This window comes from Streptomyces sp. NPDC053542 (assembly GCF_044544685.1).
Taxonomy (GTDB): Bacteria; Actinomycetota; Actinomycetes; order Streptomycetales; family Streptomycetaceae; genus Streptomyces.
Genome location: NZ_JBITXL010000002.1, coordinates 13,039 through 35,996 on the forward strand (window position 1 = coordinate 13,039; position 22,958 = coordinate 35,996).

The window sequence follows — 22,958 nt, forward strand, 5'->3', positions numbered from 1 at the left end:
CCCGCCCTCATTCGAGTGCTGCCGGCGCCGCCGAATGAGACTCGGTTCCCTCATCCGGGGCGGCGGCGTGCCCGGCAAGGAGGAGCCATGCTTGCCGATCATCACGAATACGACGTCGTCATCGCCGCTGTCGCCTCCGTGGGACTTGCCGTCGAGGCGGACGGGCGGGAAGGCTTCATCGGCCAGGTCAAGCACCCATCGTGGCGGGGCAGGACGGCCCCGGTCAGGGTCTGCTCTGTGAACTATCCGCTCCCGGGCCGGACGGTGGCCCTCATTCGGGTGTGTACGGATGGCCGTTGCCGGTGTTGGTGGAGGTGACGTCGATGGTTCGGGTGGTGCCGTTGCTGGAGATTTCGATGATGGGGATGGCTTTGTTCTTGGGGCTGCCGTTGTTCTGCAGCGAGATCCAGCCGCTGGCTCCGGGGACCGCGTTGGTGTCGTTGAGCGTGGTCAGCATCTGCAGGACGGCATCGCGCTTGATCTCTTGGTGGGAGTTCTCCAGGGGCACGGCTTTTCGGATCGTCGTGACGGCGGTGAGGACGGCGTCGTACCCCATGATGGCCTGGCCGTCGTCGAGACTGTCGTCCTTGAATGTGGTGGTGAAGGTGCCGCCCGCCTGGAACGGGACGATGGCGTTCTTGTCGAAGTACTGCGGGGCCTTGGTCCAGGCTCCGGGGTGGGCGAGACCGGTGAAGAGGAGCTTGATGTTCCCGTTCCGCAGCGCCTGCTTGACGTCACTGAAGCCCTCTGCCTGCGCGGCTTGTGACACATCGTCACCGGAGAGGACGGTGATCTGGTCCGACTTGCACTGGCGGTTGGCGAGGGGGGCCAGGAAGTCCGGCAGATCACGGCCTCGGCCCGCGAAGTAGACGATGCCGGGGCGCTTCAGGCAGAGATTGGGCATCTGGTTGCTGAAATAGGTGGCGAGCTGGGACTTGGAGGAGTCGTACTGCATCGGTTCCGAGGCGGCGAGCCGGTCCTTCGGGAGCACGGCGCCGAATCTGGCGGCCAGCGTCCGGGTGTAGAGATCCTGGCCGTTGGCGTCCTGGACGACGAGGACCTTGTCCTTGGCGTACTTCCTGGACTTGAGGAATTGCACGGCGGCCGCCGCCTCATCGGCGTTCGGCGCCGCGGCCCGTACCAGCCCACCGGTCTTCTCCAGCTCATCGGCGGTGATGACGGAGCCGAAGGCCGCGATGTCCAGCTTGCTCAGCTTGGTGATCATCTCATTGGTGCCGGTGAGGCTGGTACCGAGGCCGGCGGCCGCGACGATCCGGTCGGTGCCCCGGCGCGCCTTGATCTGGCTGAGGGTGTAACCGCGTTGCGCCTTCTTGTCCCCGGTGTCGCCGAGCAGCAGCCTGATCCGGGGAGTGTGACCGTGGCCGCGATGGTGGTTCACCTCGTACTGCGCGGTGTACGCGCCCTCCAGCTCATGGCGTATCGATTCGGTGGTGTTGCTGTCCCCTTTACCAGGGGCCATGTCGACCAGGTACACGACGCTGACGTACGGCGTGCCGTCCGGCTCGGCGGCTTCCCTGGTGACCCGCCGGTTCTCCTTCGCGATACTGCGGAACACGTTGCGCAGGTCCTTGGTGAACGGATAGCTGCCGTCGGTGAGACCGACACAGCGCGTTTCGCCGGCCGCCTCGATCTTCTTCACGCCCTTGGCGCAGTCGGTGGACTCGGGCCGCAGGAAGAAGGTGATGCCACCGCCGACCAGGAGCAGGGCGAGGATGCCGGCGGCCACGTACCGCCAGCGTGGCACGGGGGGATTGTCGTCGGGCCGGTCCTGTACGTGTGGCGTCGCCATCGTGCGGTTGCCTCCTGTCGGCCGGGGACGCGGTCTCGAAGCGGTCATGGCCGCGGTTCGTACCTTTCGGCCTCTCTGAAGAGGCCGGTGGCCCCGCTGCGGGACGGCGCGGCAAGTCTGCGGAACATCGCCGCGATCGTGGAGTTGAGCTCGGGCGAGTGCGCCACTCGGTTACGGGGATCGGCCGCCAGCCACAGGGCGGTCACGAGCAGGGTGAGCTCCCAGTGCTCTTCGAAGGCCCCGGGCGCCAGCCGGCGGGCGAGCTCCTGGACCCGGTCGGAGGGCGCCACGTCGTCCTGTTCCTCGCGCTGCCACGGTGCCACCGAGAGTGGCATGGGTGCGGCGGTGATGGCGTACAGCTCGTACAGCCACTGGTCGGTGCCGGAAAGCGCCGTGAACTGTCCGGCGAGATGGGCGACGACCTGGTCGAGGTCGTTGAGGGCGAGGGAGTGGTAAAGGGCATCGATCCGGTGCTGTTGGGTCTGCTGTTCACTGCGGTGCCAGTCCCGCAGGGCCTTGTGGACGGTGATCCAGCCCGAAGGACCTTCCGGCTCGTGCCGGGCCAGGGCCCGGAGCAGCACCAGCCGCAGCCAGGGATGGAGCACACCCATGGGCTTGTTCGCCTCCGGGTCCCGGCAGTGCTCCAGGTAGCCACTGCCCTGGCCGCCTCGTGTGTTGGCGTCCTCGGGGACCGGCGGAACCAGCCACAGACGGGCGTCGATGTCCCTGCGCAGCGTGTCCTTGGTGCTCTGGTCGTACTCCTCCAGCATGCCGGCGTCCACGGCGGACTCGAAGGCGCGCGCGGCAGAGCAGACCACCAACGCGGCCCGCTGGCCTTCGGACAGATCGCGCAGGAGGTACTGGCGAGCAGCCTCGCCCAGAGCCCTGGGGCCTTCCGGAGCCCTGGGACCTCCCGGAGCCGTGGGGTCTCCCGGCACCACGGGATCCTCCGGAGCCATGCGGTCTTCCGGCAGGGCGTGATCGAGGATGTGGCGCAGCTCGGCCGCCCCGCCGCCGCGCTCGACCACGATCGCGTACGTGGCGTCGAGCAGGTCCCGCACGCTCTTGGGGTGCCCGTAGGAGAGGCGGTGGATCAACGGGGTCGCGTGCACCACGGAAGACGGGGCCTTCTCGGCCAGCGTGGCGACCTCGGGTTCGGTGAGATCACGCAGCTGGACCGGGTACCAATGCCATTTGGTGGTGGACGCGGGGCGCGGAATGCTGTCCTGCCAGTCCGCGTACGATGCCTGCTCCGGGGGGCGGATGCGCAGCTCGGCCGGGCAGTCCGGGGCGTAAGGGCCGGGCACACTGCGGGCGTTGGCCGCGGTCGCGACGACGAGCAGCGGACCGTGTCCGCGGCCCTCGGCCGCGTTCACTTCACGGATGCGCACCAGGAGGTCGAGGAACGGACGGCCCTGCGGCGCATCGTTTCTGCCCGGCGTCGGCGCATCGATGTTGTCCAGCAGTACGACGCACTCCCTGTCGCGCGGATGCCGGGCGTAGTGATCGCGCAGATCCTCCAGGAAGGCCCCGCACAGCAGCCGGTCGACCTCCTCGGCGTCCTCCGGCGCATCGCTCCTGGCCTGCACGTTCAACTTCATGAGGGCGTCGACCGGCGGATTCGGTCCGTCCCCGTACCAGGTCAGCCCGGTACGCCACATCAGCCTAACGGGCAGCCTCGGAAGGCCGAACTGGACGAGTTTCAGTACAAGGTTGAGGCCGGGCAACTGCACCACGTTGAGGTCCTGGAGAAGACCGATGCCCTCGATGACCCCATTCGCCGTCTGGGACGCGCTCTCCTTCGCCTTGCGTAACGCCTGCTTGAGCTCGGCCCGTACGCGCGCCGCGTCCGCGCCGTCGAGGTCGATACCGGCGCTCACCGCGAGCAGTCCGAGAGCCAGCCGGGGGAAGTGGATCGCGGGCTGGACGGGCAAGCGGCAGGACAGGCCGAGTGCGAGCCGGGCCGCTACTTCGTGAGGTCTCTTGGGGGCGGCTGCGGAGGCGAAGTCGTAGAAGGCGTTGGGTCTGTTGGACGCCAGATAGCCAAGCCATCTGAGCGTGACGGTCTTGCCACTGCCTCGCCTGCCGAGAAGCGTGACGACCGGCAGCTCCCGGTCCCCCTGCCCGCGCGTCCGGCACTCATCGAACAGCCGGACGATGTCATTGACGCCCTGGGGGCGCTCCTCCCGTACGGCCAATCCGTCGCCCTCCCCCGTCGCCCTGCGCCTGGACCACCTATCAGCCTCGCCGCTCTGTGCCCTACGTCCTTACCCTCCCGCGCCTTGCGTCAATGCGCTCCCATCATGGTGCTGTGAAGTCATGGGCAGCCAGAGGAGGTTGATGCACTTGTGACCATCATCTTCCCGATTCGCCACCTGAGTGACCCACTCCCACGGGCGACACAGCGACAAACCAGGCAACGCGGGAAAAGGTATGCCGAGGGGTGGCGAGCCGAACGGAACCTGCTGCTCCTGCCGCTTGCTCATCTCTCGTTCGAGTGCTGCGTTGTGCCTGTGAGGGGGACGGACCAGTGTCAGCGACGGCCATTTCGGCTCGGGCCCGCTTCGGCAAGGAGGCGCGGCCCGCTGTCGCCCTTCTCCCGCCGGACCACCGCCCCGGCGCTCGCTGCGCCCACGCATGCCAGAGCCGCCCACTGCACAACGTTCAGGTGTTCGTCCAGGACCAGCACTCCCGCAAGGCCCGCGCTCGCGGGTTCCAGGCTGGTCAGCACGCCTACCGTGCGCGTCGGCAGGCGTCTCAGGGCCGCCAGCTCCAGCGAGTACGGGAGCACTGCCGAGAGCACCGCCACCGCGATGCCGGTCACCAGCACCCGAGGGGCGAGCAGCTCCGCCCCTCGGTCCGCTATACCCAGCGGCACCGTGAGCACGGCCGCCCAGGTCACCGCCAGTGCCAGCGGACCGCCTCCCGCGCTTCGGGATCCCGCCTTCCCGCTCAGCACGAGGTACGCGGCCATGGAGGCCCCCGCGGCCAGGGCGAGCAGCACTCCGGCGAGCGGGACGCCGCTGCCGCCCGGGGCGTGGAAGAGCCACACTCCGCATCCGGCCAACGCGGCGCATCCCCCGTCACGGAGGCGGCGCGAGGTGAGCAGTGCGAGGGTGACCGGTCCGAGGAGCTGGAGGGCGCTCGCCAGGCCCAGGGGCAGGAAGAGCAGCGCGGGGTAGATCAGGTTCATCCCCGCGATGGCCGTCCCGAAGCCGAGGACGAGGAGCAGGTCAGTACGGCTGCGCGGCAGCGACGGCCGGTACAGGAGGAGCAGGAGCACCGCGGCCAGGCCGAGGCGCAGCGCCACGGCTCCCGGCGCGCCGACCGCGCCGGCGAGCTGCTTGCCCAGCGCCTGCCCGAACTGAATGCTCAGGACGCTGCCGAGCATCAGAGCGGGGGCGGGAGGCTTCGTCATGGCCCCAGACTCAGCGACCGCGAGCATGCACGTCCAGCAAACATTTCCGCACGTATCCGTTTAGCCTTGCCTACATGATTGACCACCGGCTGCGCGTCCTGCGCGCCCTCGCCGAGCACGGCACGGTGACCGCGACGGCCGCCGCGCTGCACCTCACCCCCTCTGCCGTTTCCCAGCAGTTGCGCCTGCTGGGCCGCGATCTGGGAGTGCAGCTGCTGCGGCCGGAGGGCCGGCGCGTACGGCTGACACCGGCCGCGCTCACCCTGCTTCGGCACGCCGACGTCTTGCAGGCGCAGTGGGAGGTCGCCCAGGCAGAGCTCGCGCAGCAGAGCGAGACCCCCCGCGGCACGCTGCGGTTGTGCGGGGTCTCCTCCGCGCTGGCCGCGCTCGCCGCCCCGGCCCTCGCCCGGCTACGGAACTCACATCCGCAGGTGGAGCCGCGAATCCTCGAGGAGGAGAGCGCGGAATGCTACCGGCTCCTGCTTGCCGGCGATGCGGACGTGGCCCTGGTACTGCCCGGCCCCGACGCGCCGCCTGTCACCGACGCCCGTTTCGAGCAGACACCATTGCTGACCGACCGTCAGGACCTGCTTGTCCCCGAGGGGCACCGGCTCGCCCGGCCCGAGGGTGTCGAACTGGTCGAGGCCGCCGGAGAGTCCTGGATCGTCAAGGAGCGGAACAACGACACCTATCCGCTGGTGACGGCGGCGTGCGCGGCGGCCGGCTTCACCCCTCGCATCGCCCACGAGGTCAAAGAGTGGTACGCCGTCTCAGCCCTCGTCGCCGAGGGGTTCGGCGTCTGCCTCCTGCCCAGGATCGTGCCGCTCCCCGCGCACGCGGTCACGCGGGTCCCCCTGCGGGGTGAACCAGTGCCTGTACGCCGGTACTTGACCGCCATTCGGCGCGGCAGTGGCGAACATCCTCTCGTGGCAGCCGGACTGGACGCGCTGCGCGATGCGGCGTCGGGAGCCGCTGGTGGTCGCCCGGGAACGATCCCGCGCATCGAAGCACGGCTCGACGGACCGGACCGGCCCTAAGGGCCAGTCAGCGGGCGGGGACGAGGTCGGCTTCGATTGGGATTTCCGGCCTGTTGGTATTGGTCACTACGGCGAGTTCGTGGTGGCGGTGGTGGTTTCTCCACTGGCCGCCGACCAGCGGCACATGCGCGACGTTGGCGGTGGGCCCGCTGGTCCAGTCCAGGAGACCGGCGATGGTGGGAAGACGGGTGCGGCCGACCGCTTCGGCCACCGAGCGGGGGACAGTGGGGTCGTCGGCGGTCGTCAGGGCGTGGGCTGCGACCTCCAGCAGGGCGTGGGCGAGGCCGAGTGGTTGGATCCAGGGGTTACCGGTGTGCTGCTGGTAGGCGTGGGCCAGTTGTTCGGCGGTGTTGCCGTCCAGGGAGGACCGGAAGGGGTGCCGGGGTGACCAGTACATCAAGGTGGCCACGCGGGCTTCGTCCAGCTCGGCGGCTGCGTGGCCGCGCGGGTAGGCCAGCCAGCGTGAGCAGGTGATCAACCGGGGGCGTTGCCCGCGCTCGCCGGCCTGGCGGTAGAACAGTGCCAGGTCCTCGACGGTGGACGCGCTGGTGACGATCTCGGCGTTGTGGTCCCGGAAGTGGCCGAGGTGCGCTGTGAAGTCCTGTGCCGGTTCGCGATAGCCGCCCGGCTCGGTCAAGTGATGGCCGCGGGCGGACGCCACGGGTGCGAAGCCGTGTGTGGGATGGCGCAGCAATTGGCCTTGCAGGTCGTCGTTCCACAGGCAGCCGACGTGGTGCCGGGGGCCGAGGCGCTCCCACATCTCGGCGAAGACGGCTGCGATGTCGTCCAGGCCCCAGGCGAAGTGGTAGGTGAAGCGCCGCGGGCCGGTGCCTCGCGTGTGCACGTATGCCTGCCAGGGGAAGGTGGTGGATACGCACGCCACCCCGGCCTTTTCGCAGGCGTCGGCCACGGCGGGGAGCACCTTGGTGCCTGCCATGGTCACAATGATCTGTGCTTGCTCGTGGCGCACCAGTTCGGTCACGGCCTGCCGGGCGTGTGCGGGATCGGAACGGCTGTCGCGCCAGGCGAGCGTCACGGGGTGGCGGCGGGTACCGCGTGTCAGGTGGGACAGGCGCGGTGCCAGGTGGTTCAGGACAAAGGAGAGTGGATCGCCGAGTGCGGACAGCCGTCCGGTGCGGGGCACGACGGCGCCGATGCACAGTCTGTTCGCAGCGTTTTCCGTGGTCGCCATCCCGTCCCTCACTGTTGCGCGCAAGCCTCCTCGGCCGTGTCGGCCACCCGTGATCTTCCGCGCCGGTGACCACGGCCCGGATGCCGACACGCTTGCCGTCTGAGTGAATGCGCCCGTGCTCGGCGGGTGGGGTGCGCCGTGTGATCGCCTCGGCAGGAGCGCTACGGCGCGGTCGCCGTCTCGCGCCGTGTAAGGCCCGGCGAGGGAGACGGCCTTCGAGCAGTGGCTCCACCGCCTCCGGCGCGCACTCGAACGGAGCCCTGACTTCGCGGCCTGCACCATCACGCCGCCGCAAGCGCTCCTCCCCGACACATGGGGTGCTTCTGAAGCGTGGTTTATGAAACGTTTTACCACTCGGGAAACCAGCCGCACCCGGCCAGGCCGTCAAGCAGGATTACCGGGGGTCTTGACGGCCACGACGCCGCGAACTAGCTTTCCTGAAGCGTGGATGAATCGTTTCAGTACATGGCGCCAGCCAGCCGGCCCTCGTTCCGGGGCTTCCCGCACATCCAGAGGTGAACATGCCTGACATCGCTGCCGTGAAGGCCGCACTCGCCAGCCAGCGGATCGAGACGCCCTCGTGGGGCTACGGCAACTCCGGTACCCGATTCAAGGTGTTCGCGCAGGCCGGTGTGCCCCGGACGCCGTGGGAGAAGATCGACGACGCGGCGAAGGTGCACGAGCTCACCGGAGTCGCGCCCAAGGTGTCACTGCACATCCCGTGGGACCGGGTGGACGATTACGCGGACCTGGCGGCGTACGCGAAGGAGCGCGGCCTGGAGCTGGGGGCGATCAACTCCAACACGTTCCAGGACGACGACTACAAGTTGGGCAGCGTCTGCCACCCGGACGCGAAGGTGCGCCGCAAGGCCGTGGACCACCTGCTGGAGTGCGTCGGCATCATGGACGCCACGGGCTCCCGCGATCTGAAACTGTGGTTCGCCGATGGCACCAACTATCCCGGCCAGGACGACGTGGTCGCCCGCCAGGACCGGCTCGCCGAGGCGCTGGCCGAGGTGTACGAGCGGCTCGGCGACGACCAGCGGATGCTGCTGGAGTACAAGTTTTTCGAGCCCGCCTTCTACACCACCGACGTCCCGGACTGGGGCACCGCCTACGCCCACTGCCTGAAGCTGGGCGAGAAGGCGCAGGTGGTGGTGGACACCGGACACCACGCGCCGGGCACCAACATCGAGTTCATCGTCGCGCTGCTGCTGCGGGAGGGAAAGCTCGGCGGCTTCGACTTCAACTCCCGCTTCTACGCGGACGACGACCTGATGGTCGGCTCCGCGGACCCGTTCCAGCTGTTCCGGATCCTGTGCGAGGTCGTCAAGAACGGCGGACTGGAGCCGGCGACCAACGTGGCGTTCATGCTGGATCAGTGCCACAACGTCGAGGCGAAGGTCCCGGCGGTCATCCGCTCGGTCATGAACGTCCAGGAGGCCACCGCCAAGGCCCTGCTGGTCGACCGCGACGCGCTGCGCGACGCTCAGCAGACCGGTGACGTCCTCGCCGCCAACGCGGTGCTGATGGACGCCTACAACACCGACGTGCGCCCCCTGCTGCGCGAGGTCCGCGAGGAGATGGGGCTCACCCCCGACCCCGTCGCCGCCTACCGCGCCGGCGGCCGGCAGGAGCGGATCGCCGCCGAGCGCGTCGGCGGCGATCCGGCCGGCTGGGGGGCGTAACCGCTCGTACGCCTCTTCGCAGGCCAAGTACGCCGGTGCGCCTCGTGGGCCGAGTACGCCTCGCCCGTTCCCGAACATCCCGCACGCCGCAGTCCTCGCCCCGAAGGAAGATCCCATGGCCTCCGCCGCCCGTTCCGACGCCCCCCATCCCGAAGTCGCCGCGCTGCTGGAGCGCTCGCACCGGCTCGGCGCCGACCCGCGCAACACCAACTACGCCGGCGGCAACGCCTCGGCCCAGGGCACCGTCACCGACCCGGTCACCGGTGGCGATGTCGAGCTGATGTGGGTCAAGGGCTCCGGCGGGGACCTGAGCACGCTCACCGAGCAGGGCCTGGCCGTGCTGCGCCTGGACCGGCTGCGTGCCCTGAAGGACGTCTACCCGGGCGTGGACCGCGAGGACGAGATGGTCCCGGCGTTCGACTACTGTCTGCACGGCAAGGGCGGCGCGGCCCCGTCCATCGACACCGCCATGCACGGTCTGGTGGACGCCGCCCATGTCGACCACCTGCATCCGGACTCCGGTATCGCCCTGGCCTGCGCGGCCGATGGCGAGAAGCTGACGAAGGAGTGCTTCGGCGACAGCGTGGTGTGGGTGCCCTGGCGCCGCCCCGGCTTCCAGCTCGGCCTGGACATCGCGGCGGTCAAGGCGGCCAGCCCGCAGGCGATCGGCTGCATCCTGGGCGGCCACGGCATCACCGCCTGGGGCGCCACCTCGGAGGAGTGCGAGGCGAACTCGCTGCACATCATCCGGACCGCCGAGGCGTTCCTGGCCGAGCGGGGCAAGGAGCAGCCGTTCGGGTCGCCGCTGAAGGGGTACGAGGCGCTGCCGGCGGCGGAGCGCCGGGAGCGCGCCGCCGCCCTGGCCCCGGTGATCCGCTCCCTCGCGTCCCAGGACCGGCCGCAGGTGGGCCACTTCACCGACTCCGAGGTGGTGCTGGACTTCCTGGCCCACGACCAGCACCCGCGTCTCGCCGCTCTCGGCACCTCGTGCCCGGACCACTTCCTCCGTACCAAGGTCCGCCCGCTGGTCCTCGACCTGCCCGCGACCGCTCCGCTGGAGGAGGCCGTCACCCGGCTGAAGGAGCTCCACGAGGAGTACCGGGCCGAGTACGCCGCCTACTACCGGCGGCATGCCACCGCCGACTCCCCGGCGATGCGCGGCGCCGACCCCGCGATCGTCCTCATCCCCGGCGTGGGCATGTTCTCCTACGGCAAGGACAAGCAGACGGCGCGCGTGGCCGGTGAGTTCTACGTCAACGCCATCAACGTGATGCGCGGTGCCGAGGCCGTCTCGTCCTACTCCCCCATCGAGGAAGCGGAGAAGTTCCGCATCGAGTACTGGGCACTGGAGGAGGCCAAGCTCCAGCGGATGCCCGAGCCCAAGCCGCTCGCCACCCGCATCGCGCTGGTGACGGGCGCGGGCAGCGGCATCGGCAAGGCCATCGCACACCGGCTGGTGGCCGAGGGCGCGTGCGTGGTCGTCGCCGATCTGAACGCCAAGAACGCGAGCGCCGTCGCCGAGGAACTGGGCGGCCCCGACAAGGCCGTCGCGGCGACCGTGGACGTCACCTCCGAGAACCAGATCGCCGAGGCGTTCAAGGCAGCGGTACTGGCCTTCGGCGGCGTCGACCTCGTGGTCAACAACGCCGGCATCTCCATCTCCAAGCCGCTGCTGGAGACCACCGCCCGCGACTGGGACCTGCAGCACGACATCATGGCCCGCGGCTCCTTCCTCGTCTCCCGCGAGGCCGCCCGCATCATGCGGGCCCAGGGCCTGGGCGGCGACATCGTCTACATCGCCTCCAAGAACGCCGTGTTCGCGGGCCCCCACAACATCGCCTACTCCGCCACCAAGGCCGACCAGGCCCACCAGGTACGCCTCCTGGCCGCCGAGCTCGGCGAGCACGGCATCCGGGTCAACGGCGTCAATCCCGACGGCGTGGTCCGCGGCTCCGGCATCTTCGCCGGCGGCTGGGGCGCCCAGCGCGCGGCCACGTACGGCATCGAGGAGGAAAAGCTCGGCGAGTTCTACGCCCAGCGCACTCTCCTCAAGCGCGAGGTGCTCCCCGAGCACGTGGCCAACGCCGTATTCGCCCTCACCGGCGGCGACCTGACCCACACCACCGGGCTGCACATCCCCGTTGACGCCGGCGTCGCCGCGGCCTTCCTGCGCTGACGCCGTCCCCTCTCCTGCCCCCCCCGGCCCCGGAATCCATCGCGCCACGGGGCAGCAGGCAGGTCACACCCCGTTCCACACCGCCGTTCCGCGCCGCCTTCCCACACCGCCGTTCCACCCTGCCGTTCCGCGCCGCCGACCCCTTGCCGAGGTTCCCCATGACGACCACCGCACCGTCCTCCGCCGACCGTTCCGCGTTCGCCGCGGCGGACCTCGGTGCGACCAGCGGGCGGGTGATCCTCGGCCGGGTCGGGCCGCACCACCTCGACCTGACCGAGCTGCACCGCTTCGCCAATACCCCCGTCCGGCTGCCCGACGGCCTGCACTGGGACATCCTGGCGCTCCACCAAGGCGTCCTGGAAGGTCTGCGGGAGGCCGGGCGAGCGGGCGGCATCGCCTCGCTCGGCATCGACACCTGGGCGGTGGACCACGGGCTCCTGGACGCCGAGGGCCTGCTGCTCGGCAATCCGTACCACTACCGGGACGGTCGCACCGAGGGCGCGGCCGAGCGGGTCTGGAAGGAGATCGGGCCGCAGGAGCTGTACGGCATCACGGGCCTTCAGCACCTTCCCTTCAACACGGTCCACCAGCTCGCGGCCGCCCGGAACACCGCACAGCTGACGGCCGCGCGTACGCTGCTGCTCATTCCCGACCTGCTCACCCACTGGCTCACCGGCAGCATCGGTGCCGAGATCACCAACGCCTCCACCACCGGACTGTACGACGCCCGCGCCGGCGGCTGGTCCGAAGACATTCTGGCCCGCCTCGGCATCGACCGGGGGCTGCTGCCGCCGCTGCGCCGCCCCGGCGACCCGGCCGGCACTCTTCTGCCGTACGTCGCCGAGTGCACCGGGCTGCCCGCCGACACCCCGGTGACCACCGTGGCCTCGCACGACACGGCTTCGGCAGTGGCCGCCGTGCCCGCCACCGAGCGCGGTTTCGCCTACATCTCCTGCGGAACCTGGTCCCTGGCCGGACTGGAGCTGGACGCGCCGGTGCTCACCGAGGCGTCGCGGGCGGCGAACTTCACCAACGAGCGCGGCGTCGACGGCACCGTCCGCTACCTGCGCAACATCATGGGCATGTGGCTGCTGGAGGAGTGCCGGCGGACGTGGGACGGCCGGGGCCTGTCGGCAGACCTCCCCGCCCTGCTCGCCGACGCGACCCGTGCCACGCCGTTCGTCTCGGTCATCGACCCCGACGCGCCCGAGTTCCTGGCGCCCGGCGACATGCCTGCCCGGATCCGGGACTTCTGCGCCCGCACCGGGCAGCCCGTCCCCGGGGACCAGGGCGCCATTGTCCGCTGCATCCTGGAGAGCCTCGCCCTGGCCCACCGCGCCACCCTGCGCCGGGCCGCGGAACTCGCCGGCCGGGAGATCACCCACGTCCACCTGGTGGGCGGCGGCAGCAGGAACGACCTGCTGTGCCAGTTCACCGCCGACGCCACCGGACTGCCGGTGATCGCCGGCCCCACCGAGGCGACCGCGCTCGGCAACATCCTCGTCCAGGCGCGCGCCCATGGGCTCGTGGGAGACCTCGCCGCGATGCGGCGGCTCGTGGCCGAAACCCAGCAGCTGCGGCACTACGTCCCGAGCGGCAACCAGCGGCACTGGGACGCGGCCGCCAACCGCATCGGCCTCGGCCTCAGCTGAACTCCACCGCCGCTCACCTCATCGTCTTCATTCGGCCCCGAAACATACGATGAGCAGGCACTTCGGCGGAGAGGACGGAGAACGCGGAACGCCTGGTCGGCATCAAGGACGTGGCGCGGGAGGCCGGTGTGTCCAGGACGACGTCACCGAAACGGAACGGCCGGTGAAGGTGGCGCAGTTGGTGGCCGGTCGCGCGGTCGGCCACCACTCGCACAGCCGGGTTCAGCGGCTTTTGCAGGCGCAGGTGCGCGCGGTGCCTCCCTCGGCCGCCTTGCCCAGGTGGGTGGCGGCCGCCTGCAGCAGTGCGGCGGCGGCGAGTTGGACGAGGGGATGTCCGAGCGCCTGACGCACCGTCGCGCCTTTCAGTCTCATCGCTCCTGCTCCTTTGACCATGGAGTTTCCTCCCTGCTGGTGGGGCGTCGTCAGTGGGTGTGGGCGCCTGCCGGTTCCTCCTCGTGCGCGGTGTCGCTCTTCACGGGACGCCCATCGCCCGCGTGGACCGTGAAGGCGGCCGTGCGCACCTTGCCCTCGTGCTGGAAGTCCAGGAAGAGGCGGTACACGCCCTTGCTGGGAGCGGTCGCGGTGAACGACACCTCCGGTCCGGGCTTCGTCTTCCCATCGCCCGGCTCGCCGTTGGGGTGGACATGCAGGTACGCCAGATCGCCGGAGCGCAGGGCGACGAGGTGACCGTACGCGCCCAGGTACGGCTGCAGGTCCTTCACCGGCTTGCCGTCCTTGGTCACGTGCAGTGTCAGCTCGCTCGGCCGGCCGGGGGTCAGCTTGCCGTCGAGGTGGACTTCGTAGCCGTCGACGGTGGCCGACGCGGCGGGCCGCGGCAGTTCGGCAGGCGCGTAGGAACCGGTCACCGCGAGGTCCGAGCCGATGGTCAGTCCTTCCTTCTCGCCCTTCGGCGTGAAGTCGGCGAAGACGCGGTAACCGCCGGCCTTGGGGAGTTCGGCGGGCGTTGACCAGGTGCCGTCGGCGGCGCGGGCCGGGTGGAGGTGCCGGTAGACGGTCAGATCGCGCGAGGCGACGATGAGGTGCAGTTCCTTGCCGTGCTCCCGCTGGTACGCGGTCACCTGCCGGCCGGTGCTGTCCTTGATCACGGCGAAGCGCAGCTCGGCGGCGGACTTGGCCTTGATCTCCGGGGTCTTCAACGCGAGCGTGTAGCCCCGCTCGGCGACCTGCAGTCCGCCAGGCGTCGCCGCGGCGGCACCACCATGACCGCTGTGGGCGCCCGCGCCGCTCTCCTTCGCCTTGCTCCCCGCGTGCCCTTCGTGATGCGCGGTACCGGCCTCCGATACGACCGGGTCCGCCGCGCTCCCCACCCCGTACGCGACACCGAATGTCGTGGCCAGCGCGGCCGCGAACACTCCGACCTTCAGACCGGTGTGCATGGCGCACTCCCTTCTCCTGGGCCACCCGGCGGGCGGCCAACACCGGCCACCATACCCCCCGGGGGTACAGCGTCAACCCTGATCCGCCCCTTGCGGCGCATACGGGGAGGGGGTATACATGGAGCCGCACCGCCGATACCCCCTCGGGGTATGCGGCAGAGATCCGTATCCGTCCTCCAGGAGGAAGCCCATGTCGTCCTGCTGCACCCCCGATGGCAGCTGCAACACCAACAGCACCGAGAAGACCGAGGCCACGGCGACCGCGACCGCCACCACGACCCCCGGCGCCAACACCGTGGTCTACAAGGTCAACGGCATCGGCAGCGCGCACTGCCAGGGCATTGTCGCCAAGGCCGTCGGCGGGCTCGACAGCGTCGACAAAGTCGAGGTGGAGATCGGTACCGGTCTGGTCACCGTCACCACCACGGGCGAGCCCGACGACGCCCTCATCGCCTCGACGGTCGACGAGGCCGGCTACGAGTTCACCGGCCGCGCCTGACCGAAGGACGGGCCGGGCGGGGCCGCCCCCGAGGCCCCGCCCGCCTCTCCCTCCGTACATCCGTAAGCTGCGAGGAGCAGACATGACCACCACCAGCCCCGGCGCCGCCGAGGTCGAGCTCGCCATCGGCGGCATGACCTGCGCCTCCTGCGCGGCCCGGATCGAGAAGAAGCTCAACCGCATGGACGGGGTCGAGGCCACCGTCAACTACGCCACCGAGAAGGCGAAGGTCACGTACCAGGGCACGGACGTCTCCGTGCAGGACCTGATCGCCACCGTCGAGGCCACCGGCTACACCGCGCACGAGCCCGCACCGCCACGTACCGACAGTGCTCCCGCGGGGAGTGAACAGGGAGCGGACGAGCCCGACGAGCTGCGGCCGCTGCGTCAGCGCCTGATCACCGCCGCCGCGCTCGCCGTCCCCGTGATCGCGATGGCGATGGTCCCGGCCCTGCAGATCGAGTACTGGCAGTGGCTCTCACTCACCCTGGCGGCACCCGTCGTCACGTACGCCGCCTGGCCCTTCCACCGCGCCGCCTGGACCAACGCCAAGCACGGCGCGGCCACCATGGACACCCTGATCTCGGTCGGCACGACGGCCGCGTTCCTGTGGTCACTGTGGGCGCTGTTCTTCGGCACCGCCGGCACGCCCGGCATGACGCACCCCTTCGAGCTGACCATCGCCCGCACCGACGGCGCCGGCAACATCTACCTGGAGGCCGCCGCGGGCGTCACCGCCTTCATCCTGGCCGGGCGCTACTTCGAGGCCCGCTCCAAGCGCAAGGCCGGCGCCGCCCTCAAGGCCCTGCTGGAACTGGGCGCCAAGGAAGTCACCGTACTGCGCGACGGCCGCGAAGTAACCGTGCCCACCGCCGAGTTGCAGGTCGGCGACCGCTTCCTGGTCCGCCCCGGCGAGAAGATCGCCACGGACGGCACCGTCGTCGAGGGGGCGTCCGCCGTGGACGCCTCGATGCTCACGGGTGAGTCCGTTCCCGTGGAGGTCGCGGTCGGCGACAGCGTCACTGGTGCGACGCTCAATGTCGGTGGACGGCTCGTGGTGGAGGCCACCCGGGTCGGTGCCGACACCCAGCTCGCCCGGATGGCGAAGCTGGTGGAGGACGCGCAGAACGGCAAGGCCGCCGCCCAGCGCCTCGCCGACAAGATCTCCGCCGTCTTCGTGCCCGTCGTCATCGCCCTTGCGCTGGCCACGCTCGGCTTCTGGCTGGGCAACGGCGCCGGCCTGACGGCCGCGTTCACCGCCGCGGTGGCCGTACTGATCATCGCCTGCCCCTGCGCCCTGGGCCTTGCCACCCCGACCGCACTGATGGTCGGCACCGGCCGCGGCGCCCAGCTCGGCATCCTCATCAAGGGCCCGGAAGTGCTGGAGAGCACCCGCAAGGTCGACACGATCGTCCTGGACAAGACCGGCACCGTCACCACCGGGCGCATGACCCTGCTGGCCGTGCACACCGCAGCCGACACCGACGAGTCCGAAGTACTACGGCTGGCCGGCGCGTTGGAGCACTCCTCCGAGCACCCGATCGCCCAGGCCGTCGCCGCCGGAGCGAGCGCCAAGGTCGGCACCCTCCCCACCCCCGAGGACTTCGCCAACATCGCCGGACTCGGCGTCCAGGGCGTCGTCGACGGCCACGCCGTCCTCGTCGGCCGCGAAAAGCTGCTGGCCGAGTGGGCCATCGAACTGCCGGTGGAACTGGCGCGCGCCAAAGCGGATGCCGAGGCGGCCGGGCGTACCGCCATCACCGTGGCCTGGGACGGCGAGGCCCGCGCGGTCCTTGAGGTCGCCGACGCGGTGAAGGAGACCAGCCCGGAAGCCATCCGGCGGCTGCGCGCCCTCGGCCTCACCCCCATCCTCCTCACCGGCGACAACGAGGCCGTGGCCAAGACGGTCGCCGCGGAGGTCGGCATCGACGAGGTGATCGCCGAGGTACTCCCCCAGGACAAGGTGGATGTCGTCAAGCGCCTCCAGGAGGAGGGCAAGTCGGTGGCAATGGTGGGTGACGGCGTCAACGACGCCGCGGCCCTCGCCCAGGCCGACCTCGGCCTGGCCATGGGCACCGGCACGGACGCCGCCATCGAAGCCGGCGACCTGACCCTCGTACGCGGTGACCTGCGTGCCGCGGCCGACGCCATCCGCCTCTCCCGCAAGACGCTCGGCACCATCAAGTCCAACCTCTTCTGGGCCTTCGCCTACAACGTCGCGGCCCTCCCCCTCGCCGCTTCCGGCCTGCTGAACCCGATGATCGCGGGTGCGGCGATGGCCTTCTCCTCGGTCTTCGTCGTCGGCAACAGCCTGCGGCTGCGGGGATTCCAAGCAGCGGACCACTGATACGGAGGCCACGATGCCCGGGTACCAGGAACAAAGGGACGGCGTCATCAGGCGCCTGCGGCTCATCGAAGGTCAAGTGCGCGGCGTGCAGCGGATGGTCGAGGAGGACACCTACTGCATCGACGTCCTCACCCAGATCTCCGCGACCAACGCGGCGCTGCGGTCCGTGGCCCTGGTCATGCTTGACGAGCACCTCAACTGCTGTGTCACCGAGGCCATCGTGGAAGGTGGCGACCAGGCGAAGACCAAGGTCGGGGAAGCGTCGAAGGCCATCGCACGCCTCGTCCGGGCGTGACCGGCACCCTCCATACCCGCTCCGGGTATGGAGGGTGTTGTCGTGCCCGGTGGCTCCGGCAGCGCCATACGATGTGGCACACCTTGAGCATTTTTGAGCAGTCCCGACATCAGTCCATCGCGGCGAAGCCCTGGGAGGGGATGCGGTCATGCGACAGCTGGGCGATCTGGAAGCCGAGATCATGGACCGCCTGTGGCGGTGGGAACGGCCCACTACGGTGCGCGAGGTCGTCGACGACATCAATCGCACCCGGTCCGTGGCCTATACGACGGTGATGACGGTGGCGGAAATCCTCTACCGCAAGGGCTGGCTCCGGCGGCAGAAGGTCGGGCGGGCCTGGGCGTACGAACCAATGCGCGGGCGGGAGGACTACACCGCGGCGCTCATGCGGGACGCGCTGGGCCGCAGCGAGGACCGGCAGGCCGCCCTGCTGCGCTTCGTCGAGGACATGTCCCAGGAGGATTTCGCTGCCTTGGACGCGGCCCTGCGCACCGTCGGCCGCGAAGGTGCGGAAGAGTCCTGCGAGGCCGGTGGTGGTCGTTCATGAACCATCACGTCCTGCCTCCGCTGTTGGTCATCCTGCTCACCGGCGTGGTGTTCCCCGGGCCGGTGGCCCGCTCCCGCTGGGCCCGCGAGGCGCCGAGGACGGCGGTCGCCGGCTGGCTCACGCTCTGCGCGGCGTTCGTCCTGGCGGTCGCCGGCGGCGTGCTCCAGCTGCTGCTGCCGTACGACAGCAGTCACGCACTGGCCGACCGGACGGTGGCCTGCCTGCCGTGGACTGCCGGGAGTTGCCGCTTCTCCGACGTCGTCTCCTTGGACGCTCTCTCGGCCATGGATCATGTGGCGGCGGGGGCGGCGGCCATGGTGATTGCCCTGCCGGCGGCGGCCCTCTGCCATGGGCTGGCACGCGCTCGGCGGAGCCGCGTCCAGCACTCCGAGATCCTGCGTGTGGTGGGCAGCACGGACGCCGCACTGCGCGCGGTCGTCATCGATCACGACACCCCCGCCGTCTACTGTCTGCCCGGCCGTGCCGCCCGGATCGTGGTGAGCTCGGGAGCCCGGAAAACACTCACGGCGGCGCAGTTGTCCGCGGCACTGGAACACGAGCGGGCACACATCTCCGGCCGTCATCACGTACTGGTGTCGGCCGCCGAGACATTCGGCCGGCTATTCCCACGACTGCCACTGGGACGTTGGGTGCGTACCGAAGTACCCCTGCTGTTGGAAATGGCCGCGGACGACCGTGCATTGCGCCGGTGTTCCCGGGATGCACTGGCCACCGCGCTCTACGCCATGGCCACGGGCCGGCAGACGCCTCCGGCGACCTTCGCGGCAGGTGGGCCGTCTGCCGCGCTGCGCATGCGACGCATTCTCACGCCCCACCGCCACGGCCACCCCGCACTACGGGGCCTGCTGGCGGGCGCGCTCGCGGTGGCCGCCGCCACGCCCCTCGTGCTGGCCTGTTGCTCCCAGTTCTGACGGCTCGCATCTACGTATTTACTTCGTAGATTCGTAATTGCGGCTTCTGGGCCCGCAACAGTAATTCACCGCTATTGTTGGGCCGGTTGGGGCAGCTGTTGAGACCCCGGGGAGGGACAGGGCATATGAGCCCGGTGACAGTGCGGCCAGCAACTCCGGCCGACGCGGCCGCGATATCCCAGCTACTGGGTCAGGTGATACGCGACAGCTATTCGGGAATTCTCGACACGTCGGCAGTACAGCAACTGGTGGGAACGCACTGCTCACTCAGCCGTCTCCACGCCGAAATCGGAATTCCCGGCGGCGCCCCCGGGTGGCTCGGCTGGCTGGTGGCCGCGGATGCCTCCGGGCGCGTCGTCGGAGCCGCCGCCGGCGGGGTGCCGATGCCGGGCGAGGGCGAGCTGTACGCGTTGGGTACGGCCCCGGACCAGCGGCACCGGAAGATCGGCGGCACCCTGCTCGCCGAAGTCACCGACCGGATGCGTGACCACGGCGCGCTCCGGCAAGGGTTCTCCTTGCCCTGTGAGCAGGACCCGGCGCTTCCGTTCTTCACCCGGGTCGGGTTCGAGAGGTCGGGGACCCGGCTCACCCGCTTCGTCTGACCCTCCATCGCTCCCCTCGCGGACCGGCTTGGCGCATCCACGCCATAGCGTGGACGCGCAACGGTTTCGGCTGGTCCGGCGGCATCCGGCCAGGTCACGATTTCCTTCGGCGGCGAGGTTCCGGCGGCACGGAGCCCCGCCCGGCAGGCAGGGACCGAGACCGAGCTTCCTGGAGGAGCGATGCACACCCCGTCGAGCATGCAGGTGCCCGCTGCGCCCGGTCCGGTCCTGCCTCCCCGTCATCCCTCGGCGTTCCCGGCACACCTGCCGGGGCTGGAGTCCACCGCGGTCCACGACGAGCAGGACGTCTGGCTCCAGGACGCGCTCTTCGGCCCGTTCAGCGCAGACATCGTCGAGTATCTGCGGATCGCCAGGACGACCGCCGGCCCGGTACTCGACCTGGGCTCCGGAGCCGGGCGGCTGGCCGTCCCCTTCGCGCGCCACGGCTTCCCGGTGGAGGCCGTGGACCGCGACCGCCGCAGCCTGCGCCGACTGCGGTCCTGGGCGGCCAGGATCGGGCCGCACGTGGAACGCCTGGTCACCACGAGCCACGCCGACATGAGCCGGCTCCGGCTGCGCCACCGCTACCAACTCGCCCTGCTGGCGGGCGCCATGATCACTGCCGTACCGCCGCGGGAGCGTCCCGGCATGCTGCGCGAGATCGCCGCGCACCTCGGCACCGGCGGAGCCCTCGCCCTTGACTACACCGAACACGACCCGTCCGGCCTCGCTGCGGCCCCCCACCGCACCTGGTCCTTTCCGGTCCCCCGGGTCGATGGCGTCACGGAATGGGTCGTCGCCCGGCAGGTGTTCGATCTCAACGCGCAACTCGAACACATCACTTACTATTGCGACCGCACCGAAAAGTCGCGTATCCGCAGGTCCGTACTGACGGCGGACAAGTGGATCGTCGACCGGGGACGCTTGGCCGAGGAGCTGGCCGCCGCTGGGCTGTGCATCACGGACCGCCGGCAACAGCAGCTCGACGAGCGGACTCGTAGCGTGCTCCTCGTCTGCCGTTCGAAAAGTGACTAGGATCACACCGGTGTTCGAGGGCGGAGAACCATCGTTACAGCTGTGACAAAGTGTGACGAGTGTGACCGACAGAAGGACATGGGGGGCCTTTAGCGTGGTCAAAGCCGGTGGCAAGGCGCGTACGCAATCCACTGACCTGGCACTCGCTCTCTACCAGGAGCTGCGGTCGCGTGGCGCGTCCAGCTTCGATGCGGTGGTCTCCGATATGGCCCTCGGCCCGGAAGAACGCGAGCGATGTCGCAACGAATTGCTCGACCTCGGCCTGATCGTCCACACAGGAACCGCCCACGACAACCAGCTCGCGCTGGCCTCGGGCAAGCGGGCGGAGTCCGACACCGACGCGGTGGCGGTCATCGATCCCGAGATCGCCTTACTGCGCCTGCTGGAGAAGGAACGGCTCCGCCTGCGTGAGCATCTCCACCAGGCCGACGAGGCGTACAGCACCCTGGAAACCCTCGCCGGCAGCTTCCTCCGCGCCGGCTCCCTCGTCGGTTCCGAAGTCGAGGTCGAGGTCCTCACCGACTACCGGCGCATCCAGCAGGTGCTGGAGGACATCACCGACGTGATCCAGCACGACCTCGCCTCGATGCATCCGAGCGCGCTCCAACGGGAGGTCCCGGAGCGCCCGCTGAGCCGCGACCGGCGTCAGATCGCGAACGGCGTGCGGGTGCGGACGATCTTCAACCAGCGCTTCGCCTCCGTACCCGACATGGCGGAGCACTTCCGGCAGAAGGTGGAGCTGGGCGTCGAACTCCGCCTGTCCCCCGTCGTGCCCATGAACATGATCATCGCGGACCATCAGTTCGCCGTGCTGCCGGTCGATCCCGAGGACAGTTCGGCGGGCGCCATCCTCGCCCGCGGGCCCGCGCTGGTCCGCTCGTACCTCGCGCTGTACGAGCACTGCTGGCACACCGCCGTCCCCTTCGGCGAACAACTCGCGCCCGAACGCGGCGGCGACGGGCTCTCCGAGCAACAGCGCGCCGCGCTGCGCATGTTGGCATCGGGCATGAAGGACGAGAAGATCGCCCGCAGCCTCGGAGTGTCCCTGCGCACCGTGAGCCGGCTGCTGTCCGAGCTGATGCAGGAGCTCGGAGCGTCCAGCCGTTTCGAGGCCGGAGTGCGCGCCACGCGCCTCGGCTGGCTCGACTGAACGAGAACGTCCGGCCGTCACACCGCTCCCTGCGCGCGCCCACCGTCCTCCCGGCCCCCTTCTGGTGGTCCGTCCTGCCCGCACGCCCCAAGCCTTCTGGCGCGGCAAGAGGTACGATGCGAGCAAAGTTTTGGTCTCACCAGATGGCGGAGCGATGGTGCGAGAGACGGCGGCGAGCGAACGGGACGCGGTGATCCAGCGGCTCCGCGACGTCGGCCTGCGCGTGACGGGCCCGCGGCTCGAGGTGCTGCAAGTACTGTCCGACGGCAGCCACCTGGACGTGGAAGCCATCACGGCCGCGGCCCGCGACCGGCTGGGCACACTCACCAGCCAGGCGGTCTACGACATGCTGCGGCATTTCCTGGACACCGGGCTCGTCACGAAGTTCGAACGGCCGGGCTTTCCCGCCGTTTTCGAGATCGCGGAGAAGCGGCACCATCACGCGCTCTGCACCGGCTGCGGCCGGGTGGAGAATGTTGAGTACGAGGATCCGGTTCCGCCGGAAAAGGGTCTGCGTGGTTGGCGGATGAACGACACCGAGATCATCATGAAAGGGCTCTGCCCCGATTGCCGGAAGGCATGAAAAGGCTCCGGCCCGCTCGGGAAGAAGCGGACCGGAGCCTTTCGCGCGATCTGCGCGCCGTTACGCGGCCGGCTGCACGGGCCAGGTGTTGTCGTCCGTGCCGTACACCGAGGCCGACGTGACCGGCTGGACCGGCCAGGTGTTGTCCTCCCCGCCCAGCGAGGCGGCCAGCGTCACGGGCGCGGGCTGCACCGGCCAGGTGTTGTCCTCGCCGCCTGCGGTGATGCGGACAGCCACCTCGCCCAGCGCCGGAACGACCGCCGGCGCGGCGACGGCGGAACACAGCAGGGCCGCCAGGGCGAACTGCCGGAGGGCGGCGCGCAGGCCGGTCGCGGGGACGTGAACTCGGGTGGCAACGGACATGATTCCTCCAGGTGACGAAAATGAATTACGTGGATCTCCCCTCACCCGTGCCGCCGGGTGCCGCGGGGAAGACACTTAGATAATTACCTGTCGCCACCCTGGGAACCAGGGTCCTCGTGCGTCGCATCCGCGCCATGGCAAAAGTGCGTCAGACTTTCTCTCGCGCCTTATTGCCGACTGGCCGAATTCCGTACCGAACGGCCGTCTCTGGGATGCACCATTCTTTTGGTGAGAC

20 protein-coding genes are annotated in these 22,958 nt (G+C 69.9%); 13 read left to right on the forward strand and 7 right to left on the reverse strand.

The window, feature by feature from the left end; all coding sequences use genetic code 11:
• Positions 1-271 precede the first annotated feature (271 nt).
• The 3 genes from ACIGXO_RS04385 to ACIGXO_RS04395 all read right to left on the reverse strand — a co-directional run bounded on the left by ACIGXO_RS04385 (position 272) and on the right by ACIGXO_RS04395 (position 5,228).
• Positions 272-1,810, reverse strand: a complete 1,539-nt coding sequence (locus ACIGXO_RS04385; protein ID WP_399780041.1) for an ABC transporter substrate-binding protein — start codon at positions 1,808-1,810, stop codon at positions 272-274.
• Between the two features lie 44 nt (positions 1,811-1,854).
• A complete protein-coding gene (locus ACIGXO_RS04390) occupies positions 1,855-4,008 on the reverse strand; it encodes a hypothetical protein (RefSeq protein WP_399780044.1) in 2,154 nt (717 codons plus the stop codon).
• A gap of 335 nt (positions 4,009-4,343) precedes the next feature.
• Positions 4,344-5,228 (reverse strand): EamA family transporter, encoded by an 885-nt coding sequence (locus ACIGXO_RS04395; protein ID WP_399780047.1) that lies wholly within the window; start codon positions 5,226-5,228, stop codon positions 4,344-4,346.
• Between the two features lie 74 nt (positions 5,229-5,302).
• Here ACIGXO_RS04395 and ACIGXO_RS04400 point away from each other — a divergent pair, with 74 nt between their 5' ends.
• Positions 5,303-6,265, forward strand: a complete 963-nt coding sequence (locus ACIGXO_RS04400; RefSeq protein ID WP_399780050.1) for a LysR family transcriptional regulator — start codon at positions 5,303-5,305, stop codon at positions 6,263-6,265.
• Positions 6,266-6,272: 7 nt separating this feature from the next.
• Here ACIGXO_RS04400 and ACIGXO_RS04405 read toward each other — a convergent pair whose 3' ends face one another.
• The gene (locus ACIGXO_RS04405; RefSeq protein WP_399780053.1) at positions 6,273-7,457 is read right to left on the reverse strand and encodes an ABC transporter substrate-binding protein; all 1,185 of its coding nucleotides are present in this window, start codon (positions 7,455-7,457) and stop codon (positions 6,273-6,275) included.
• 521 nt (positions 7,458-7,978) lie between these two features.
• On the opposite strand from ACIGXO_RS04405, the gene rhaI reads away from it, so the two are divergent.
• The 3 genes from rhaI (at position 7,979) to ACIGXO_RS04420 (ending at position 12,973) form a co-directional block, all read left to right on the forward strand.
• Positions 7,979-9,145, forward strand: coding sequence for an L-rhamnose isomerase (gene rhaI / locus ACIGXO_RS04410; protein ID WP_399780055.1), 1,167 nt, complete (start codon positions 7,979-7,981; stop codon positions 9,143-9,145).
• A 115-nt stretch (positions 9,146-9,260) separates the two neighbouring features.
• Positions 9,261-11,321, forward strand: a complete 2,061-nt coding sequence (locus tag ACIGXO_RS04415; RefSeq protein WP_399780058.1) for a bifunctional aldolase/short-chain dehydrogenase — start codon at positions 9,261-9,263, stop codon at positions 11,319-11,321.
• 158 nt (positions 11,322-11,479) lie between these two features.
• Positions 11,480-12,973, forward strand: a complete 1,494-nt coding sequence (locus ACIGXO_RS04420) for a rhamnulokinase family protein (protein ID WP_399780062.1) — start codon at positions 11,480-11,482, stop codon at positions 12,971-12,973.
• A 222-nt stretch (positions 12,974-13,195) separates the two neighbouring features.
• On the opposite strand, the gene ACIGXO_RS04425 is transcribed toward ACIGXO_RS04420, so the two are convergent.
• Together ACIGXO_RS04425 and ACIGXO_RS04430 are read right to left on the reverse strand one after the other, a co-directional pair.
• Positions 13,196-13,345 (reverse strand): hypothetical protein, encoded by a 150-nt coding sequence (locus ACIGXO_RS04425; RefSeq protein ID WP_399780065.1) that lies wholly within the window; start codon positions 13,343-13,345, stop codon positions 13,196-13,198.
• Positions 13,346-13,395: 50 nt separating this feature from the next.
• The gene (locus ACIGXO_RS04430; RefSeq protein ID WP_399780068.1) at positions 13,396-14,370 is read right to left on the reverse strand and encodes a hypothetical protein; all 975 of its coding nucleotides are present in this window, start codon (positions 14,368-14,370) and stop codon (positions 13,396-13,398) included.
• A gap of 190 nt (positions 14,371-14,560) precedes the next feature.
• On the opposite strand from ACIGXO_RS04430, the gene ACIGXO_RS04435 reads away from it, so the two are divergent.
• From ACIGXO_RS04435 to ACIGXO_RS04475, 9 genes are all read left to right on the forward strand, one after another.
• Positions 14,561-14,869: a heavy-metal-associated domain-containing protein gene (locus tag ACIGXO_RS04435; RefSeq protein WP_399780070.1), complete on the forward strand. Its 309-nt coding sequence runs from the start codon at positions 14,561-14,563 to the stop codon at positions 14,867-14,869.
• An 82-nt stretch (positions 14,870-14,951) separates the two neighbouring features.
• Entirely contained in the window at positions 14,952-17,216 is a 2,265-nt protein-coding gene (locus ACIGXO_RS04440) for a heavy metal translocating P-type ATPase (RefSeq protein WP_399780072.1), read from the forward strand.
• Positions 17,217-17,229: 13 nt separating this feature from the next.
• Positions 17,230-17,511, forward strand: coding sequence for a metal-sensitive transcriptional regulator (locus ACIGXO_RS04445; RefSeq protein ID WP_399780075.1), 282 nt, complete (start codon positions 17,230-17,232; stop codon positions 17,509-17,511).
• Between the two features lie 148 nt (positions 17,512-17,659).
• Positions 17,660-18,058 (forward strand): BlaI/MecI/CopY family transcriptional regulator, encoded by a 399-nt coding sequence (locus tag ACIGXO_RS04450; protein ID WP_399780077.1) that lies wholly within the window; start codon positions 17,660-17,662, stop codon positions 18,056-18,058.
• Positions 18,055-18,990, forward strand: a complete 936-nt coding sequence (locus ACIGXO_RS04455) for a M56 family metallopeptidase (protein ID WP_399780080.1) — start codon at positions 18,055-18,057, stop codon at positions 18,988-18,990. Before ACIGXO_RS04450 ends, ACIGXO_RS04455 begins: the two co-directional genes overlap by 4 nt.
• Positions 18,991-19,115: 125 nt before the next feature.
• Entirely contained in the window at positions 19,116-19,592 is a 477-nt protein-coding gene (locus ACIGXO_RS04460) for a GNAT family N-acetyltransferase (RefSeq protein WP_399780084.1), read from the forward strand.
• A gap of 180 nt (positions 19,593-19,772) precedes the next feature.
• Positions 19,773-20,627 (forward strand): SAM-dependent methyltransferase, encoded by an 855-nt coding sequence (locus ACIGXO_RS04465; protein WP_399780088.1) that lies wholly within the window; start codon positions 19,773-19,775, stop codon positions 20,625-20,627.
• 94 nt (positions 20,628-20,721) lie between these two features.
• Positions 20,722-21,777 (forward strand): LuxR C-terminal-related transcriptional regulator, encoded by a 1,056-nt coding sequence (locus ACIGXO_RS04470; RefSeq protein WP_399780091.1) that lies wholly within the window; start codon positions 20,722-20,724, stop codon positions 21,775-21,777.
• 154 nt (positions 21,778-21,931) lie between these two features.
• Positions 21,932-22,360 (forward strand): Fur family transcriptional regulator, encoded by a 429-nt coding sequence (locus ACIGXO_RS04475; RefSeq protein ID WP_399780094.1) that lies wholly within the window; start codon positions 21,932-21,934, stop codon positions 22,358-22,360.
• Positions 22,361-22,420: 60 nt separating this feature from the next.
• Here the strand turns inward: ACIGXO_RS04475 and ACIGXO_RS04480 are convergent, their stop codons facing one another.
• Positions 22,421-22,723: a hypothetical protein gene (locus tag ACIGXO_RS04480; RefSeq protein WP_399780097.1), complete on the reverse strand. Its 303-nt coding sequence runs from the start codon at positions 22,721-22,723 to the stop codon at positions 22,421-22,423.
• Positions 22,724-22,958 lie beyond the last annotated feature (235 nt).